The following is a 19,512-nucleotide window of genomic DNA, read 5'->3' on the forward strand; positions in this document are numbered from 1 at the left end:
ATTGCTATATATGCAACAAATATAAAAATTTTTAAAAATATCGAAATATTTAATTTTTTGCTTTTCAGTTGTTCATATATTTGATATATTCTCGTATAAAGAAAATTGATGTAGAGGGGGAGGGTGTACATTGAATGGAAAAGATGAGAAAAATCAGCTTTCTTCCATCAAAAATGCGCTGAAAATATTGAAAAGCTTTACAATGGAAGAGCCAGAAAAAAAAATAAGCGATTTATCCAATTCTCTAGGATTAAATAAAAGCACAGTCAGCAGGACAATGAAGACGTTGGCAAGTGAAGGATTTGTTTATAAAGATTCAGAAACGAAGAAATACAGATTGGGATTATCCATTTTATCTTTAAGCGGCGTGCTATTCAGCAATATGGATATTTACAGAGAATCGCAGCCTGTACTAAATAAACTGGTCGAAACAACCGGTGAAACTGCCCATATTTCTGTATTGGACAATTTAGAAGTTGTTTATTTGCAAAAAGTAGAGTGCAATCACCCCGTAAGATTTTTAACCCATATCGGGAGACGCAATCCGCCTTATTGCACGAGCTCTGGAAAAGTTTTAATTGCATTTTCGGAAAATGAAACGGTCGAAAAAATTATATCTAAAGGGTTAAAGCGTTTTGCAAAAAATACGATTACGGATCCTGAGAAGCTGAGAGATCATTTAAAAAAAGTAAGGGAGAATGGGTATGCCGTCAGCATTGAAGAATTGTCCGAGGGAGTTAATTCCATTGCCGCCCCGATTTATGATTATACCGGAAAGGTTATTGCAGCACTTTCTGTAGTCGGTCCAAAACAACGAATCAATTCTTACAAGCTTAAGGCGATGGCGAAACAAGTGATCGCAGCAAGCAAGGAAATTTCTGAAAGAATGGGGTATTTGAATTTTTCATAATTTGGTGGGAGAGTGGAGAGATGTATGATTTTCATACACATTTCATCCCTGAAGACGTGATGGAATGGGTAAAAGAACATAAAGAAACTATTCATGCTGAATGGGTGAAAAAAGAAAAGGATAAGGAAGAGTTTTTGATTGTTAATCAAAAATGGGGATTTGAATTAAAAAAATCTTTTATAGATTTAACCCTTTTTTTAAACGAACAATTGAAAGCGGGAGTTCATCATTCCGTCATTTCACCGATACCGCAGCTTTTTATGTACGAGTTTCCGGAAGAAATCACTGCTGAACTATCCGGCGTGTATAATGATTCATTAGCGCGGCTTGTGCAATCGTTCCCGGAAAAATTGTCTGCGCTGGCAACGGTTCCGTTAAATAACCCGGATAAAGCTGCACAAATCTTGACAGATGCGATGGGAAAAGGGTTAAAAGGAGCCATTATCGGTCCTGGGGCAGCTAATCATATGCTGTCAGATGAATTTTTTATCCCATTTTTTGAAGAAGCCGATCGGTTGAAAGCGATTGTTTTCATTCATCCGTTATTGAGCGAAGATCCTCGCTTGAAAAGAAGAATGATGCCAAATTTAATCGGTGTTCCGTGGGAAACAACGATTTGTGCTACAGATCTTTTATTAAGCGGATTGATTGATCGATTTCCAAATGTGAAAATATTATTTGCCCATGGCGGAGGATTTTTGCCTTACCAAATCGGCAGAATAGAAAAAGGATACGAAGAATGGGAAGCGGTTTCAAAAAATTTAACATCCTCTCCGAAAGAATACTTAAAGCGTTTTTGGTATGACAATGTTTTGTGGGAGCAAGCAAGCATTGACTATTTAGTGCGAATAGTGGGAGAAGATCGAGTAGTGCCTGGCTCCGATTTTCCGTTCGACCTTTCTGTCTGGCCTCCAAATGAAAAGCATTGCAAAGGGGCAAGTTCATTAATAGATTTTTAAAAGCTTTTCGTCTTTTAAGCCAGCAGGCTGGACAATCAATCGCTAAATGATTTATCTTTTGAATCATCGTTCCGGTTTTTGTTAGCAAAACGTTATTTCACGAACGGGCCCAGCATCATGAAAACGGAAATGTCGTTGTATTATATGGCAGCAGAAAAGCATAAAAGCAGTCTAGACTTGCGGACTGCTTTTATGCCGTTGTGTGCTGAACAGGCAGTAAAGGTGCTATCTCGTCTATTATTTTTTGATCAGCAATGACAGTATAATTTCCGATCGTTTGTATAGCTCCGCCCGCTTCGCACACAAGCAGCTGTCCAGCAGCAATATCATAAAAATTAGGCTTATAGTAGACTGCGATATCAAGTTTGCCGCAAGCAATGTAGGCTAAAGTGACAGCAGCTGTTCCGATCATTCTGACTCGGTAAACGTCGTTTACAATGTTTTCAAGCAATGAAATGCGCTCTTTATTCGTTTGTTTATTGGCGTCCTTTGCAAAATCGCCAATGGAAATAAAAGCTTCCGCCAGGCTGGCATTTCGAATGTTTATAGCATTTCCATTTAAATAGGCTCCTTCTCCCTTTGCTGCCCAATACGTTTCCCCAAAAGCAGGCAATGATATAGCAGAGACGACTGGATCATTTTGATAGGTTAGGGCGATGGAAACTCCGTAAAGCGGAACGCCGAAACTGTAGTTGATGGTCCCGTCAATAGGGTCAATCACCCATTCAAATTCATCCTTTCCCCCAATGCTGCCGGCTTCCTCACTGAATATGCGGTGATCAGGATATGTCTCCTGAATGCGATCAATGATCAGCTTTTCAGCTTTCAAATCCATTTCAGTCACAAAATCTTTTGCTGACTTTAATGTTTGCTGCCCAGCTTTTCCTGCATACGGCCGAATCAATTCACCGGCCTCTTTAGCTAACTTTATCGCAAAAGGCAAATATTGCTTATACATTGCGTTCCTCCTTCGGAAAAGTGAATCAATGATTGATTGCTATTAATTAATCATAATATATTTCAAGAAATTTAGGAATAGATGGAATGTTAACACACACTTGCTTTAGAAGTGTAATGAAAGGTTTCCACATGAGAAATGAAATGCCCTGGATAAGAAAAATCATCTTACATCTTGCATTGAACGCTTTTCTCTTCATATCTTCCGGTGTTTTACATGTTCGATGGTGCAGCGGCTTGACGATTTAATGACAGAATATTATAATTTTAATAAAATTGGACTGCCCAACAGTCCAAAAAATGAAAGGAACATGTTTATGAAATCCAATATATTTAATGAGCTCACCAATACGAGAGTTTACGAAAAAATTGTTGATCAAATTAAGCAGCTGATAGAAGAAGGAAAACTAAAACCAAATGACCGCCTGCCTCCGGAGCGTGAATTGGCGAAAATTCTCGGGTGCAGCAGGACTTCTTTGCGGGAAGCATGCAGAGTTTTAGAATCGGAAGGAATCATTATTTCAAAACCAGGCGGCGGACGGTTCGTTCAAAAAGTCGATCAAAGCTTGATTCTGAAATATCAGATCAACCCTATTGATGTACTCGAAAAAACAACAGTGATTCAATTTTTGGAGGCCCGGGAAGCATTGGAGCCAAAAATTGCTGAAATAGCATGCGAAAGGGCAACGAAAGAAGATATAGAAAAGATGGAAAAGGCATTGAAATTAATGGAAGAAAAGTTGAAAAATCCGGAAGAGGAAATAGATGCAGACAGCAACTTTCATTTATCTCTCGCCCAAGCGACACATAATTTTGTGTTCATCTCATTTATGGATACGAATTTGAATTTATACCGCCAAGTGCGAAAGCAAACGTTGCAGTCGCAAGCGCGTTATTCTGAATCTTTTTTTGAACATGAAGCGATTTTGGAAGCCGTGAAACAGAAAGATAAAGCAAAAGCATCGGAAGCGATGAAAGTCCATTTAAGCAATTTGCGAAGCAATGTATTAGGCATGCTGCCAGAGAAAAATTAATGTTTTGGAGGGGGATACGATGGAAAAAGGAAAATATGGTCCGTTAACAGGAGTAAATATTTTGGATATATCGACTATGATCGCTGCTCCTTTTGGGGCAACGCTGTTAGCTGACCTTGGCGCCGAAGTGACGAAAATTGAATTGCCCAATAAAGGTGATACTTTGCGGACTGTAGGCCCTTGGAAGGGGAATGAGCCGCTCAGATGGCCAGGGCTTGCCCGCAACAAAAAATCAGTTACTTTAGATATACGGAAAGAAGAAGGAAAAGAAATTTTAAAAAAACTTATAAAAAATACGGATATTTTAATTGAAAACTTTCGCCCCGGTACTCTTGAAAAGTGGGGGCTAGGGTATGAAGAATTGAAAAAAGCAAATCCTAAATTGATTATGGTTCGAATCTCGGGCTACGGTCAAACAGGACCGTATCGCGAAAAAGCCGGGTTCGGAACTCCGTGCACCGCTTTCAGCGGCCATACTTATATCCAAGGGTATCCGGACAGACCGCCTGTCAGCCCATCTTATTCATTGCTTGATTATATCACTGGTGTATATACTGCATTTGCTGCGGTCAGTGCATTATATTACCGTGATAAAACTGATGATCCAGAAGGGCAAGTAGTCGAAATGGGATTATATGAATCGATTTTCCGAATGCTCGAATTTTTAGTAGCTGAATATGACCAAAACGGTATAGTAAGAGAAAGAACACCCGGGTTGGCCGGACATTCAAGTCCAGCAGGAACATATGAAACGAAGGATGGAAAATATGTTGTTCTTGTTTGCAGTACTGATTCAACTTTTAATCGGCTTGCAGAAGCAATGGAACGAACAGATATGCTTGAGGATGAACGTTATTATACAAATTCACAACGTTTAAAACATGACGATGAAGTACAAAAGATTGTCTCTGACTGGATACGCCAGTTTACGCTGAAGGAGCTGCAGGAAAAATTGGATTTGTACGGTGTGCCTGTCAGTCCGATTTTAAGTATTAAAGATATTTTTGAAAATGAACATTATCAAGCTAGGAAAAACATAGTAGAAGTTGAGCATCCTCGACTTGGAAAAGTAAAAGTGCCGGGCGTCGTTCCTAATTTTTCAAAAACTCCTGGAACCATTCGTTACCGCGCTCCTGAGCTTGGAGAGCATAATGAAGAAATATTAGGCGGAAAATTAGGGTTATCAAAACAGGAGCTTGCCGAGTTAAAAGAGAAAGGAGTCATTTAAATGAGTGATGCCATATTTCCTGCAAGGGTCATCATTTGCGAAGTTGCGCCGCGCGACGGGTTTCAATCAGAGGATCAATGGATTCCGACTGAACAAAAAATAAAAATTATCCGTGCGCTTGCGAACACAGGAGTTCAATCGATAGAAGTGACATCGTTCGTTCATCCGAAAGCAATTCCGCAGTTGAAAGACGCCGAGGAAGTTGTGAAAGGGATAGAAGATTTAACGCATATTAAATTTCGGGCTTTAGTGCCAAATGTAAAAGGGGCCCAAAGAGCAATTGCGGCTGGAATAAAGAAATTGAAGCTTATGCTCTCGGCAACAGATTCGCATAGTTTATCAAATGCAAACTGCCTTGTGGAAGAAGCGCAAAGAGGATTTGAACCTATTGTCGATTTGGCGCAAAAACATAATGTTGAAGTAGGAGGATCAATTTCCGTTGCATTTGGATGTCCGTACGAAGGAAAAGTGCCTTTAGAAAAAATAGTAACAATTGTAGATCGATATAAGAAAATGGGGATAACTGAAGTTTCGCTTGCTGACACGACAGGAATGGCCAATCCAAAACAAGTCTATCAATATCTTGGCGTATTAAAAAAGGAATTTCCTCACATGACTTTCTCCATGCACTTCCATAATACGCGCGGAATGGCGTTGGCGAATGTGGTTGCCGCTTTGCAGCAAGGTGTCATCCATTTTGACAGTTCTGTCGCAGGTCTCGGCGGATGCCCATATGCACCAGGAGCAACGGGTAACATTGCAACAGAGGATTTAGTTCATTCACTAGAAGAGATGGGGATTGAGACTGGAATTCATTTAGATCGCATAATTGACGTTGCAAAAGATGTAAGAAACATGCTCGGTCATGATGGAGGAAGCTACATGCTTCAGGCAGGACCTTGTTCGAAATTGAGTCCAAAACCAACTGCTCAGGAAAAATTAGAAAAGTAAAATAATTGGTATGGAAAACATGTTTTTAGATCGATCTAATAAGATCGATCAATTTTTTGCCGTCAAAAAAAGAGCCAGTTGAAATGCGTAAACCCAATCTGTTAGGCATTGAATAAAGAGTCGTAGCAGGGCAGAAAAGTGACAGGAGCTAAAGGTGGTTGTTGAAAACGAAAGAGCAAGAAACTCGAATGGTGAATTCGAAAACTCTGGCGATGACTCATTCGCTGTATCAAGGAGAACGTGGAATTCTGGGCAAGATCCCTGCCGCAACGTTCCTTGACAACATGATCATTTGTTCGGGAAGACGACCGACAGGAAGACTTGCCGGATTTACCTGCCACGTCAAGCCATCAGATCCATGTTTCTATCAAAGAGGGAAATTTACAAAAAAATTTGGACTTAACCGATTGTTATATTATATGTTATCGAAGGCTTTCCACATAAAAATCCCTTCCATGAGCTTTCTTTTTTCGGTCAACTATATCATTCGTGCGGTGGTTAAGTTTTTTATTGTGCAGTAGACATAGTATGATGATCATTGCTTTCTTACAACTTTATATTCGGCGGATCATTTCCCTTATAAAAGAAAGGACTAAGATATAACATGTGTCAACAGATTGCCGGGAATAGATTCCAATTCATCGGTGGAGGTGGACAAGAGATGCTGATGAAAAATAATTTTTACTATATATGTAAGAAACTAGTGAAAATTCATTTCTTCTTTTGTCTCTAAATAAAGTGCAGTTATAAATTTTTTTATGCTCAATCGGCATTTTGTTGTCTTTTCTCCATTTTTTAGTTCCTCCATTCGTTGGCGGATTTCTTCAAAATCAAATAAACGAGGGGCGTAATGTTCGAAATTAGGATTTGTATAATCAGTTAATCCAATTGAAGCTAAATTGGTGAATGTTTGTAAAACTATTCGGCGAATACGCTGTTCCATGGCACGCAATTCCTTTTGTAGAGATTCTTCATCAAAATGATTGCCAGATTGCAGCAAAATTTGTTTGTATAAGTCTTTTAATTGAGGAAGGTCGTGTATATTTTTTCCATTCTGTTCTCGAGCCTCTAGCCATTTTATCACTGCTAATATGTCAGAAGTTCCCGTCTCGCCAGCAATGCCTAAAGTGAGAAGGAGATGGCAAGCTTTTTCCTCAATCGAATGCTTTGCAGAATATGTAGAAGCTTTTAAAAATGGTTGCTGATCTTTATCATCCATTACTTCTAATAAATTGCGAATAGATATAAGTGAAGAAGATAAGGCAAGATGGTTGGCAACTCGTTTTAAAACGGAAACGACTTCGTATTTGTTAATAGGTTTTTGAATGTATGTGTCGACACCCTGCAAGTATGCTTCACCGACCATTTCTTTATTTTCAACCTGAGAAATCATAATAAAGGGACCGGTGAATCCTTCGCTTCTCAATTTTTTCATTGTTTGAATGCCGTCTAGTCGAGGCATCAATAGATCAATTAGAATAACATCCACATTTTTGAGTTGATCGATTGAAACATTAATCCCATCATCTGCTTGTCCGATAACTTTTCCAAGCCCGCTGTCTGTTATTATTTTTTCCAACATTCTTCTAACAACAGGATCGTCTTCAATTAGGAAGAAGCGAAGGTACATCACGTGCCCCCCTTTCTTTATTATGGAATACCTATGTAAACGTTTTAAACAGCTGATCTTTTGGTATCGCTACCATAAATTGAGTAGGTTGTCCTTTTTCATTTGATAATTGTATTGAACCATTTAAATTTTGTACAATTTTTTGGGCATGTGTCAATCCGATTCCTGTTGATGGATTCCCGTTTTTGTCAAATTTTGTTGTAAATCCGGGTTCAAAAATCCAGTCTTGATCTTCCTCGGATATACCAATACCGGAGTCGGTTACGAAAAATTTTATGCTGTGATTATCTTCCACTACACGCAGTTCAACCCAACCTGAATGATGTATTGCTTCGACTGCGTTTGAAACAAGGTTGTTTAATACAGATAGAAGAGCATATACATGGTTAGTACATAAGTCAATATCACATTTTTTTTGGAATTGAATTGGCTTTTCTAAAACTTCTGCATATTTTTGATTTGTTTTAATAACTAAATCGCAAATATCTGTAATGGAAATATGAAGGTTTAGTTGCTCTTGACTCATTAGTTTAGATAATCCTGCCAAAATCTTTTGTGAATCTTTTTTCACTTCATGAACATGTTCAGCAATATAAAGGGCTGTACTTGCCTCTTTATTTTCTAATTCCATTAAACGCATATATAGTTGATAGCTTTTTCTAGTTATATCTTCTAGATGGCTCATTGATTTCCGCAAAAAAAATGTTTCTTCATAAAGGCTTGTATTGATCATAACGAGACGTTCGAGTTCATGTTGTCGCGCTTCGCTTATGGCTTTTAATTGAGAAAAATTTAAAATATTGTAAAGCCCTACTGCGCAAAAACTTCTTAAAATCCCAAATAAAAGTAGCATCCAAATAGTTTCTAACGTGAGGGTAAATTGTTCTTGTATTAGTATGCGAAAAGATAATTCCACCATATTAGATGAAAAATCAATGCATGCTCCAATGATTCCTACACGAATGGGAGTTTTTAAATATTTTTGAATTTTTGTAACATAAACGAGTAAAGTAAAATTAAAATAGTAAAAGGCAGCGGGTAAATGGATAAAGAAACTGTCGATCCAAAAGACTCGCCCTAATATAAGATCGATCATCATCCGAAACAGCAAAACAAAAATGCCAGTACTAAATCCAGTTACAAGGATAGGAGCAGATCGAAAAGATAGTAATCCAAAGAAGAAAATTGCACTTCCTAATGAAAATCGAAAAAAATTATCAAAAGGATTGATTTTCATTTCTCCCAGAAGTGCAGTAGTGAAAACAAGGACAACAAGTGTCCAAAGGCGGTTATTCATCGCATTCTCCCTCATAGACAATTATAATACCATTATGGCCAGAAACCTACGAAACGTCTATTTAGATATATTTGTTTTCCAACCGTCTTGAAACTAATGATAATAAATAATTTACAGTAAAATACATGAGAGCAACTAAAATAAAGATCGGAATGACATAGTTGATATTTTTGCCATTAATGATTTGTGCATGATTCATTAATTCTGGTAAAGAGATCACGACAGCAAAAGAAGTATCCTTTAGTAGTGAAATGAATTGACTGACAATTGGCGGAACCATCCGGCGTAAAGCTTGCGGCAGTATAATATACCATAAAGTTTGCAAATAATTTAATCCAGAAGAACGAGCAGCTTCTATTTGACCTTTTTCAATGGAATTTAATCCACTTCGAACAATTTCTGACAACATAGTAGATTCAAAAACTACTAATGCTAAAATGGCAGCGGCCATTTTATCTAATTTTAACCCTATTTCTGGAAGAGCAAAAAACGTAAAGAAAATAATTAATAATAACGGTAAGTTTCGAATCGTTTCCACCCAAACGGCCAGTAGGTGACTAATGACCGGAACTTTTGTGTAACGCAATACACCGATCATGATGCCGAATATAAAACTAAGGGTAATGGATATAAAAGCAACAAGTAGGGTGACAGAAAATCCTTTCAAAAGAAATATGATATGACTGGGTGAATAAGCACCAATAAAATCCATTTTGTTTTCCCCTCCCTCTATAATTTCTCCCAATTCTTTAACACCTATAGATTCTTAACCTCATGTTAGTGGATACAAATTGAATTTATTCAATATATTTACATGGTAGAGGGCTATCCTCTTTATCTATTTTTTGCTAGTCTGCGTTCAAGAAAACTGACACTTAAGCTTAAAGGAATAGTTAACAGCAAGTAAAACATAGCAACAAAAATATATACATCAAATGTTACGAATGTTTCAGAAGATATTAAATCACCGAAATACATGAGATCTAAGCCAGCAATTACACCGAGTACAGACGAGTTTTTCACAAGATTAAGAAATTGATTTCCTAATGGAGGGATAACAATTTTAATTGCTTGTGGCAAAATAATATACCACATCGTTTGTACGTATGTTAAACCGGAAGAACGGGCAGCTTCCATTTGACCTTTCGGTACTGCTTGAATACCTGCACGTATCGACTCGGCGATAAATGCGGCTGTATAAGTTGTAAGACCTAGTGTTCCTGCCAAAAAAGAATTAATGCGTAACCCCAAAGCGGAAGGAGCAAAAAAGAATACAAATACTATTAACATCAACGGGATGTTTCGGATAAATTCCACGTACATCGTGCCAAGCCAATTGAGTGGTCGAAAGGGAGCTATACGGAAAATAGCGATAATTGTTCCTACAACTAAGCTTGCAATCATAGCGAATACACTAGCTTTTATTGTATTAAAAAAGCCTTCTATATACATATCCCAATGATCAATGAGTATGGAAAAATTCAACAAATATAATCACTCCTTTCAGGAAGAAACAGATGAGGGTGAAAAACCGCTCATCTGTTTATCAAATTATTTTTCATTTTTTGGTACGTCTCCGATCCATTTCTCATAAATTTTGTCATATTCGCCGTTTTCTTTAATTTCTTTTAAATATTCATTAATTGTATTTACAAATTCTGTATCACCTTTGCGGACAGCAATTCCATAAGGTTCTTCTGTAAATGTTTCATCAACGACTCGGAAATTAGGATCTTGCTTTGCCATTCCTAGTAATAAAGCATTATCTGTTGTCAAAGCATCTCCTTGACCAGCTTTTAAAGCAGTAAAGGCTTCAGCATAATTTTCAAATTCTAAAACAGTTGCTTCTGGTGCTTTTTCACGAATATTTTGAGCGGAAGTAGATCCTTTTGCAGTTAAAACGGTTACACCTTTTTTGACGTCAGAAATACCGTTGATTTTGCTGTCTTTCTTCACAAGTAAAGATTGTCCGGCCATAAAATAAACATCTGAAAAATCTACTTCTTTTTTGCGCTCTTCCGATATAGTCATTGTGGCAATGATACAGTCGATATCGCCATTGTTTAAAAGAGGAATTCGCGTTTTAGAAGTTACTTCTTTCAGTTCGATTTTATTTTCATCTCCTAATATTTTTTTAGCTAAACCTTTAGCAATATCGATATCAAACCCTTCCACCTTTCCGGTTTTAGGATCCTTAAGTCCGAAAAGATTTAAATCATATTTTACGCCGACAATCAATTTGTCCCTTTCTTTTATTTTTTCTAACGTATTTTGATTGTCGGAAGAATTTTCTGTTTTTTCTTGTTCTGCAGTAGTATTAGTAGTAGTTTTTCCGCCGCAGGCTGACAAAATAGATATACATAAAATAGAAATTAAAGAAATGGAAAGTATTTTCTTACAGAATGATCGAAAGCTCATATATAACATCCCCCTTCATATTTAATGATTTAATATTCTGTTTAGGAAATTTTTTGCTCTTTCTTCTTTTGGATTGGAGAAAAATTCTTCAGGTGTTGAAACCTCCAAAATTTTCCCTTGATCAATAAACACAATTCGGTCTGCAACTTCTCGGGCAAAACCCATTTCGTGTGTTACAACCACCATGGTCATCCCTTCTTTCGCCAGCTTTTTCATGACGTCTAACACTTCTCCGATTGTTTCTGGATCCAGTGCAGAAGTTGGTTCATCAAACAACATGATTTTTGGTTTCATTGCAAGACCACGGGCAATTGCAACACGCTGTTGTTGTCCTCCGGATAGAGAGGATGGATAGGAATTTGCCTTATCAGGTATTCCTACTTTTTCTAAATAGTACATTGCAGTTCTTTCAGCCTCTTCTTTTGCAATTCCTAACACTTTTATAGGAGCTAGCGTAATGTTTTGTAGGACGGTTTTGTGAGGATAAAGATGAAAATGTTGAAATACCATCCCGATGTTGCGGCGTAATTTATTTATATCTGTTTTTTTGTCATGAACTTTTACATTATCTACTATTAATTCTCCACTAGAAATTGTTTCAAGCCTGTTAATACAACGAACGAGTGTACTTTTCCCGGATCCTGAAGGACCGATAATGACGACAACTTCCCCTTGTTTAATATGCAGATTGATATTTTGCAGAACATGGAATTTTCCGTAATGTTTATTTACTTCATGGAAAATGATCATTAATCAACCCCCTCCTTTCTATATGTAAATAATTTTTAAAATATTTAACAAATTCTAAATTAATGTTAAATTAAATCTACGAAAATCTACAAAAAATTACAAAAACCAAATAAAAAACCTTGTCATATTTTTTTACAAAAGTAGAGAATGGTATAAATGGGGATACTTTAAAAAATTTTATGTAATGCGGGGCAGATACAATATTTCTGAATGAATTTGGAATTGATAGGGAACCGATTTCCTTTGCGGGAGACTGTCTAGGGGGTCAAATTCTAAAAATATTAACGTTTTTAAACCATAAAAAAGAGGCATCAATAAGCAGTAAACGCAATGAATCTGCCATATATGATTAATTGTTACGTTCTTCGAATTTTCGCTGGAGGGCTTCCTGCGCTTCTGCAAATCTTCGCAACTTTTCGTTCTGCCTATTTCTCGCTAAAAGTTTGAAAGGTCAAATATACTGCTTTTTCAGCGGATTCTTAACTGCTTAAACTGTTCATCGGCTTTAGACGTTTCCGAATCTCCTTGATCGCTCGTTGGATGGTATTTATCGTGTACATCACACTTCGATTACTGCTTAGGTTCATGAAGGCGAGACTCAAGATCGGGCTTCTCTTTTAAAATTTACTCAATTATTCCGATGCAAACTGCCGAAACGACTTCCATGCGTTTTCTTTACCCGGAGATCGATTAGACTGATGCCCTTTTGGTGCTAAGATCGAAACTCGGAATTTCAAACGCGAATTTCCCTTTTATAAACATTATACGGGCTCGCTTTTGGAAGCGATCATCAAGACATGGGAAATTAGCATGTGGATGAAAGTCCCTATTCTCCTGACGATCAGTTGTATGACCAGAAAGAGAAGACATCAAAAATGGCGCAACCGTCCACTATCCAAGCGTTATGCTGTTTTATATTTGGACTACGACGGTTGAAAAAAAGTCATTTATGTAGTGTTAGGAGTAAACGAAAAAGGATATCGCAAAATTTTGGATTTTTTCGTAGGTGGACAAAATTCTGTAAAACCTTTACACAAGAGGTGTCAAGAAGTGCTTTAAGCGTATTCGATGATTGCCAGGACTGGAGGAGCGCTTTATCCGCAAGGCGACGTACAGCGTTGTGTCGTTACGTTGTCTGTCATACTCTTAGCCGTGTAAATTAGAAATAAAAAAGGATCTGGAAATGAAAGCATATGGATTTCGTTACATATTGGGATGTGTCCACCTGTTCGATTTGATCTCATCCAGCAATCAGTTCTAATTTTTTTTGATTTATCATCATCATTGTGATTTAGAAAAAATGAAAGCATTTACGAAATCCTAAAAAATGATCGCAACAAACATAAATGCTTTATCAATAATATGAAACCGATCGGCTTTTAGGGCCACTTCTTCCCGTATAGATTTGGACGGCGCTTTTTAAGCAAATCGACTTGTGCTTTCTTCTTCTAAACTTTTAAATTGCATGTGTTTTCATACTTCCCGCCGATCGTAAAAACGCATCAAAAAGCCTCTACATTTTGACATTTCTTAAATTTTGCGTATGCCGCTTAATTCCAAAATGTTCATGAAGTTGCCGATAAGGGAGCCTCCTTTCATTTCAAACGAACGATTCACGCTTCAGATCTTCTGAATATGAGTTACATGTTTGATTTTTCACCATAAAAAATCCCCTCTCCGGCAGACTCCTAAGAACACTTTTTTTACTTTCCACCTGGAGGGGATAAAACCACACAGAACCTTCTTTTTTCCCATCCAATGGATCAATGAAAATGATTATGAAAGGAAACGGACAGCGGAATTTGATCTTGGTGTTAACGCTGCTTGTTCAGCGCCGTTCTAAGATTGGCCAACTCGTTTTCAATTTCCGTAAGCTGCTGTTCCGCTTTTTCTATATTTCCTCCGACTGATTCAAGCTTTTCGATGTCCCCTTGAATGCGGATATAGTCAGATTTTAATTCGGCGATTCTTTGTTCAATTTCTTGTTTTGTCATCAATATTCACTCCAATGTATCTGATTTCCTTTTTACCATTTTATCATGAATGTCGGAATGACGCCTTACACGATATGAGTGATTCCAACTAAAAATGTATGAGAAGTAACTATTATTTATGAAAGAGTCGAAAATATAATTATTTTTTCCGAAATAAAATAAGGAGAATTTTTGCGCCGTCTCTTTTAAGGGGTTTTTGGAAAAGGAGTAGGAAAAGGAGAATGAAAAATGTTTTGGTGCTGATGGAAAAAAATTTTGACCGAATCTACAAAAACTTTAACGATTTGTGCACAATGTTTGAAGAAAATCATCATTTAGACTACCAATCTTTTGAAACATATCAACAATTACGGAGAAAATTAATAGAAGATGTAAAAGCTCTTGAATATTTTATTGTTGGAACAATGAAATCTAAAGAAAAATAACTTTTCAATTAACAAAGGCTGCTTTGTTGATTTCGTTGCAAAAGATATATGATTTATGAAAAGATAAGTAAAAAAAGAAAAAGAGGAGGCAGGATGAAAAAAATTATAGCGGAAGCATTAAGGACTGCTGGAGATTTTGGAGTAATCGAAAACATTCGGAAAGTAAGCGGAGGTGATATTAACGAAAGCTATTTTGTACAGACAGAAAACCAAACGTATTTTTTAAAGTACAATTTAGAAGCTCCCGAAGATTTTTTCCGTCTGGAAGCGGAAGGGCTTCAACTGATTAGGGATACTAACACCGTGCGCGTACCGAAGGTGTTTGCTTACTCCGAGAATTCCAACGAGGGATTTTTGATCATGGAATGGGTGAACGGTAAAAAAGATGATAATACAGAAAAGCTGTTAGGCCAAAAGCTGGCAGCTTTACACAAAAGCCATTTTGTATATCACGGATATTCGAAAAATACATATATTGGAACGCTTCCTCAAAGAAACCGTCTTATGTCATCTTGGCTTGAATACTATCGGGACTACCGTTTAAGCGGACAAATGGAAATAGGAATCAAGAAAAATTATATACGTGGTGAACGTGGAAAAAGATTGGAAACTCTCCTTAATCGCTTGCATGAATGGATTCCAGCAAACGTGGAGGCTTCTCTTTTACACGGCGATTTATGGGGAGGGAATTGGATAGTTGGACCGAATGGGGAACCATTTTTAATTGATCCGTCCGTAATGTATGGAGATCGCCATTTTGAAATTGCCTTTACCGAATTATTTGGCGGCTTTTCCCAAGATTTTTACCGCTCATATGAAGAATATTACCCTCTTTCCGAAAGATATGAGGAAATCAAGCCTTTGTACCAGCTTTATTATTTGCTTGTCCATCTGAATTTGTTTGGGGAATCATATGGTGGAGCAGTAGACCGCATATTAAAAATGTATGTTTAAAAAAGATGAGGACTGAGAACCGTTAGTTTTTTCGGTTTAGACAACTGTTTCCCTTCGTTTTAAGAGCTTGCAACTCCCTAATTGTGCAAACGATCAAATGTTTTCTTCCAGAAAGAAAAGGATAGTTGTCGTCCCTCCCCGAAATTCTTATTTAAAAGCCCGCTCTTCTCAAATAAATTTATAAACGAACGTTTTCATTTTCTAATTCAACTGTAATGTCAAAGCTTCGCTGCCCGGCGCATTCGGTTTATTAGCTGAAAGAGGTTGGAATACTGAACTCAGCATCAAAATGCAAGGACTTGAAGCTGACAGCATTTCTATATAGAAGACAAAATGGAACAGGCTTAATAGCTTGCTTGGTCCATTTTGTCTTGGTTGATTCGATTTATCTGAAAAATTCCGCCTCTAAACGCCGATGAAGGCAGCCGCATTGCGAGACTGCTGATTTTGGCAATCATATTTATTGTTAAACAAACGTTTGATTAGTAATATAGGTAATTGATAATAATATATGAAGCAAATAAATGTTTCCACAAAATTTTTTATGATAATCTAAAATAAAGGAGTTGATCACATGGCAAAAGTAGCTACTCTTATTACAGACTTGTTCGAAGACAGTGAGTTCACAAGTCCTGCAGAAGCATTTCAATCAGCAGGTCATGAAGTGGTCACAATTGAAAAAGAAGCTGGCAAAAAAGTTAAAGGAAAAAAAGGTGAAGCGGAAGTTAAAATTGACTATTCGATTGATGATGTAAAACCGGACGATTTTGATGCACTTCTTTTGCCGGGAGGTTTCTCGCCGGACATTTTGCGTGCGGATGACCGTTTTGTTTCTTTTGTAAAAGCTATGATGGATGCGAAAAAACCGGTATTTGCTATTTGTCATGGACCTCAGCTGCTAATTTCGGCAAAAGCATTGGAAGGTCGGGATGCAACTGGCTATAAATCAATTCGCGTAGATATGGAGTATGCAGGCGCCAACTATCATGACGAAGAAGTTGTCGTGTGCCAAAACCAATTGGTTACAAGCCGCACACCTGCTGACTTAGAAGCATTTAATAGAGAATCATTGAAGCTTTTGGATAAAGTATCAAAGTAAGCGGAGAGAAATTCAAAATTTTTTGCTGAGTGATTTTGGCAAAAACAAACTTCATATATGGCAAAAAACCTGCCTGTTTATGTTTGAACAGGCAGGTTTTTATCATGCAGCAAGACTTTATTATAGAACATCTTTCATCAAACGTTTAATCATAGGTGCCATGAAGAATAAAATAAGGCCAAGAATAATTGAAATCATGCCGATAATGCCAAAATAAACAATTTCTGTTTCAACTGTGTAGTATTTTACAAGTTGGGCATTAATGGCTTGAGCGGCTGCACTAGTTAAAAACCATAGGCTCATTGTTTGTGCTGAAAAAGCCGCTGGAGCAAGCTTTGTAGTTGCTGAAAGTCCTACTGGGGACAAGCACAGCTCTCCGATTACAACAAGGAAGAAGCTAAGTACGAGCCATAAAGGGCTAACTAATGACTCAGTACCGTTTACATAAGCAGGAATGATCATAACTAGAAATGATAGACCGCCAAAAATAAGTCCGAATGCAAACTTGCTCGGTGTTGATGGCTGACGCTTTCCAAGCTTCACCCACAACCATGCAAAAACCGGCGCCAAAAAGATGATAAATAAAGGGTTCAATGATTGAAACCATGATGATTGCAGTTCAAGTCCTGCATAGGATAATTGGGTGCGCTTATCTGCATAAGTGGCTAAAATAATAGCCCCTTGTTCTTGAATAGCCCAAAAAACTACTGCGGCAATAAAGAGCGGAATGTAAGCAATTACACGCGAACGCTCCACTTCTGTTGTTTTAGGACTCCGGTACATAAATATAAAATAACATGTTGGTATTACAATTCCGAGGATGCTGACAATCATAGTAAAGCTATTTATAGTCAAAAGTCCTGCAGGGATGGTGATAGCTAAAAAGGCGATAATTACTAAAGCGCCGATGCCGAAAATAGTGAATACTTTTTTTCGTTCTTCCGGTTGTAACGGGTTAGGCACCTGTGTTCCGGCGAGACCAAGGTTTTTCTTTTTTGTTAGGACAAATGTCAAAAGCCCGAAAAACATACCAATAGCAGCAAAAGCAAAGCCAAGATGGAAATTATATCCTTGTCCTAAAGTTCCAACAATAATGGGAGCTAAAAATCCACCTAAATTAATACCCATATAAAAAATACTAAACCCTGAATCGCGGCGGGCATCGTTATCTGCATAAAGATCGCCGACAACACTTGATACATTCGGCTTTAAAAGTCCAGTACCAAGAACAATCAGCGTCATGGAAATGAATAAAGCTTCAATATTTCCAGGGAAGGATAAGACGATATGGCCGAGCATGATTAAAATTCCGCCGTAAAAAACAGTCTTGCTTGTCCCTAACAGGCGGTCTGCAATCCATCCTCCAATCGTTCCCGACATATACACGAGAGAACCGTAGATCGCCATAATCGATGCGGCGGTAGCTTCATCTATTCCCAAACCACCTTTAGAAACTTCATAATACATATAATAAAGAAGTATTGCTCTCATTCCGTAATAGGAAAAACGTTCCCAAAACTCCGTAAAAAACAGCGTAAATAATCCTTTTGGATGTCCAAAAAAACCTTTTTGCGGAAGGCTTTGGACAATCTGCTCCTTTGTTATCATAAAAAATAAACCTCCATTATTTTTATATAATTTTTAAGATGTTTTGAATTGTCCGAAAATAAAAAAATAACCGTACTACCGCTCTTTAAATAATATTTTAATATAATTAAAACGTCAACTGTTAAAAGTATAAAATTATATATATATAATATTTAAAACAGTTTTAAGTTAGGGAATTTTTGAAAAAAGGGGAGGATACAATATGAAATGGGGGATTGGCAAAAGAAAAAATCGGTTCCCATATAGGTTAAACCGATTTTATCCATGGTCATATTGATTATATTAACGATAAGATTTCTTTCTATTTATTTCCTCTGCTATCAATTGATACGATTTTGTGCGTTCTTCATAGCTTCCAGTTATTGTTATGATCATCATTTCATCTGCTTCATACCAATTTTTTAATTCATATAAACGGTGAACGACAAATGTTGGATCGCCAATGATCATATTCTTTTGAAACTGTTGAAATTCATCTGAATTCAGCAATTGCTGCTTTGCTTCTTCTTTTAATGGAAAATCAAGTGTTTTTCTTTTATGATGCTGAAGATTCCATAAAAAGCTGCTGAAGGCAATTTGCTCCGCTTTTTCGTTAGTTTCAGCGCATATTGCCGAGACTGTGACAATTGTCTTTGGCTGCTGTTTTCTTTTTTTCTGGAACTGATTTTTATATGTTTGAATAATTTGCCGCCCGTCTTCATTGCTCATAAATTGGCCAAATGCATAGGAAATGCCGTTTTCAGCTGCTAAAAAGGCGCTCTTTATGCTTGTGCCAAGGATCCAAGGTTCAGGAGGAATATTTGGCAAAGGAGAGGCTGAGATGCTCGAAAATAATTCATTTTTTGGATAGTCATTATATAAAAAATGAAGCAGCTCTTGAACGGTTTTCGGCATGTTTTTTACATTTTCGAGATAATTGCCGGATAACGCAATGCTTGATTGAGCGTCTCCTCCGGGGGCCCGCCCGATCCCAAGATCAATGCGGTTAGGAAATAATGTTGCCAGCATATTAAACATTTCCGCAACTTTATACGGCTTATAGTGGGGGAGAAGCGTTGCGCCTGACCCGATGCGAATCGATTTTGTTTTTGCCCCTATAACTGGGAGCATAATTTCTGGAGCGGAGCAGGCAAGTCCAGAAAGATTGTGATGCTCCGCAATCCAGTAGCGGGTATAGCCTAGTTTTTCCGCCAATACGGCCAGTTGAATGGATTGCTCCAACGCCTCTTTTGCTGTTGAGTTGTTCAAAATCGGTGCTTGGTCTAAAATGCTAACCTGCATTATTCGCCAACCTTTCT

General features: G+C 37.5%; 19 protein-coding genes and 2 pseudogenes. 10 read left to right on the forward strand and 11 right to left on the reverse strand.

What is annotated here, in order from left to right:
- The first annotated feature begins 130 nt into the window (after positions 1-130).
- Both NSQ94_RS01800 and NSQ94_RS01805 read left to right on the forward strand, forming a co-directional pair.
- Complete coding sequence (locus NSQ94_RS01800; protein ID WP_063388379.1) at positions 131-910, forward strand: IclR family transcriptional regulator; 780 nt, start codon at positions 131-133, stop codon at positions 908-910.
- A 20-nt stretch (positions 911-930) separates the two neighbouring features.
- Positions 931-1,869 carry an amidohydrolase family protein gene (locus NSQ94_RS01805; protein ID WP_339229992.1) on the forward strand — a complete coding sequence of 313 codons (939 nt, stop codon included), beginning with the start codon at positions 931-933 and terminating at the stop codon, positions 1,867-1,869.
- Positions 1,870-2,059: 190 nt separating this feature from the next.
- On the opposite strand, the gene NSQ94_RS01810 is transcribed toward NSQ94_RS01805, so the two are convergent.
- Positions 2,060-2,827, reverse strand: a complete 768-nt coding sequence (locus NSQ94_RS01810) for an inositol monophosphatase (RefSeq protein ID WP_066247136.1) — start codon at positions 2,825-2,827, stop codon at positions 2,060-2,062.
- A 316-nt stretch (positions 2,828-3,143) separates the two neighbouring features.
- Between NSQ94_RS01810 and NSQ94_RS01815 the strand changes: the two genes are divergently transcribed.
- From NSQ94_RS01815 to NSQ94_RS01830, 4 genes are all read left to right on the forward strand, one after another.
- Positions 3,144-3,860, forward strand: a complete 717-nt coding sequence (locus NSQ94_RS01815) for a FadR/GntR family transcriptional regulator (protein WP_063388391.1) — start codon at positions 3,144-3,146, stop codon at positions 3,858-3,860.
- Between the two features lie 19 nt (positions 3,861-3,879).
- Positions 3,880-5,088 carry a CoA transferase gene (locus NSQ94_RS01820; protein ID WP_066247132.1) on the forward strand — a complete coding sequence of 403 codons (1,209 nt, stop codon included), beginning with the start codon at positions 3,880-3,882 and terminating at the stop codon, positions 5,086-5,088.
- Positions 5,089-6,039, forward strand: a complete 951-nt coding sequence (locus NSQ94_RS01825; protein WP_063388375.1) for a hydroxymethylglutaryl-CoA lyase — start codon at positions 5,089-5,091, stop codon at positions 6,037-6,039. It begins immediately after the preceding gene.
- Positions 6,040-6,197: 158 nt separating this feature from the next.
- Complete coding sequence (locus tag NSQ94_RS01830; protein ID WP_117017456.1) at positions 6,198-6,560, forward strand: hypothetical protein; 363 nt, start codon at positions 6,198-6,200, stop codon at positions 6,558-6,560.
- 179 nt (positions 6,561-6,739) lie between these two features.
- Here the strand turns inward: NSQ94_RS01830 and NSQ94_RS01835 are convergent, their stop codons facing one another.
- The 7 genes and pseudogenes from NSQ94_RS01835 to NSQ94_RS01865 form a co-directional block, all read right to left on the reverse strand.
- Entirely contained in the window at positions 6,740-7,669 is a 930-nt protein-coding gene (locus NSQ94_RS01835) for a response regulator (RefSeq protein WP_339229996.1), read from the reverse strand.
- A 31-nt stretch (positions 7,670-7,700) separates the two neighbouring features.
- Positions 7,701-8,966: a sensor histidine kinase gene (locus NSQ94_RS01840; RefSeq protein WP_066247122.1), complete on the reverse strand. Its 1,266-nt coding sequence runs from the start codon at positions 8,964-8,966 to the stop codon at positions 7,701-7,703.
- 61 nt (positions 8,967-9,027) lie between these two features.
- Positions 9,028-9,678, reverse strand: coding sequence for an amino acid ABC transporter permease (locus NSQ94_RS01845; RefSeq protein WP_117017463.1), 651 nt, complete (start codon positions 9,676-9,678; stop codon positions 9,028-9,030).
- A 122-nt stretch (positions 9,679-9,800) separates the two neighbouring features.
- Positions 9,801-10,454 carry an amino acid ABC transporter permease gene (locus NSQ94_RS01850; RefSeq protein ID WP_066247119.1) on the reverse strand — a complete coding sequence of 218 codons (654 nt, stop codon included), beginning with the start codon at positions 10,452-10,454 and terminating at the stop codon, positions 9,801-9,803.
- 63 nt (positions 10,455-10,517) lie between these two features.
- Positions 10,518-11,384 (reverse strand): glutamate ABC transporter substrate-binding protein, encoded by an 867-nt coding sequence (locus tag NSQ94_RS01855; RefSeq protein WP_066247116.1) that lies wholly within the window; start codon positions 11,382-11,384, stop codon positions 10,518-10,520.
- Between the two features lie 21 nt (positions 11,385-11,405).
- Positions 11,406-12,134 carry an amino acid ABC transporter ATP-binding protein gene (locus tag NSQ94_RS01860; protein ID WP_066247113.1) on the reverse strand — a complete coding sequence of 243 codons (729 nt, stop codon included), beginning with the start codon at positions 12,132-12,134 and terminating at the stop codon, positions 11,406-11,408.
- A 349-nt stretch (positions 12,135-12,483) separates the two neighbouring features.
- Positions 12,484-12,823, reverse strand: a pseudogene (locus NSQ94_RS01865) (IS256 family transposase); the annotation flags it as partial.
- A gap of 184 nt (positions 12,824-13,007) precedes the next feature.
- On the opposite strand from NSQ94_RS01865, the pseudogene NSQ94_RS01870 reads away from it, so the two are divergent.
- A pseudogene (locus tag NSQ94_RS01870) lies at positions 13,008-13,154 on the forward strand (IS256 family transposase); the annotation flags it as partial.
- Positions 13,155-13,948: 794 nt separating this feature from the next.
- Here NSQ94_RS01870 and NSQ94_RS01875 read toward each other — a convergent pair.
- Positions 13,949-14,128 carry an SE1832 family protein gene (locus NSQ94_RS01875; protein WP_063388738.1) on the reverse strand — a complete coding sequence of 60 codons (180 nt, stop codon included), beginning with the start codon at positions 14,126-14,128 and terminating at the stop codon, positions 13,949-13,951.
- A 221-nt stretch (positions 14,129-14,349) separates the two neighbouring features.
- On the opposite strand from NSQ94_RS01875, the gene NSQ94_RS01880 reads away from it, so the two are divergent.
- The 3 genes from NSQ94_RS01880 to NSQ94_RS01890 all read left to right on the forward strand — a co-directional run bounded on the left by NSQ94_RS01880 (position 14,350) and on the right by NSQ94_RS01890 (position 16,606).
- A complete protein-coding gene (locus NSQ94_RS01880) occupies positions 14,350-14,553 on the forward strand; it encodes a hypothetical protein (RefSeq protein ID WP_063388739.1) in 204 nt (67 codons plus the stop codon).
- Positions 14,554-14,646: 93 nt separating this feature from the next.
- Positions 14,647-15,507 (forward strand): fructosamine kinase family protein, encoded by an 861-nt coding sequence (locus NSQ94_RS01885; protein WP_144596863.1) that lies wholly within the window; start codon positions 14,647-14,649, stop codon positions 15,505-15,507.
- A gap of 574 nt (positions 15,508-16,081) precedes the next feature.
- On the forward strand, positions 16,082-16,606 hold the full coding sequence (locus NSQ94_RS01890) for a type 1 glutamine amidotransferase domain-containing protein (protein ID WP_066247109.1): 525 nt from the start codon (positions 16,082-16,084) through the stop codon (positions 16,604-16,606).
- A gap of 120 nt (positions 16,607-16,726) precedes the next feature.
- Here the strand turns inward: NSQ94_RS01890 and NSQ94_RS01895 are convergent, their stop codons facing one another.
- Together NSQ94_RS01895 and NSQ94_RS01900 are read right to left on the reverse strand one after the other, a co-directional pair.
- Complete coding sequence (locus NSQ94_RS01895; RefSeq protein WP_339229999.1) at positions 16,727-18,214, reverse strand: peptide MFS transporter; 1,488 nt, start codon at positions 18,212-18,214, stop codon at positions 16,727-16,729.
- 282 nt (positions 18,215-18,496) lie between these two features.
- Positions 18,497-19,495 (reverse strand): LLM class flavin-dependent oxidoreductase, encoded by a 999-nt coding sequence (locus NSQ94_RS01900; RefSeq protein ID WP_339230001.1) that lies wholly within the window; start codon positions 19,493-19,495, stop codon positions 18,497-18,499.
- Between the last annotated feature and the right edge of the window lie 17 nt (positions 19,496-19,512).

The sequence above is a fragment of the Aeribacillus sp. FSL K6-2833 genome (assembly GCF_037965815.1).
Classification (GTDB): domain Bacteria; phylum Bacillota; class Bacilli; order Bacillales; family Aeribacillaceae; genus Aeribacillus; species Aeribacillus composti.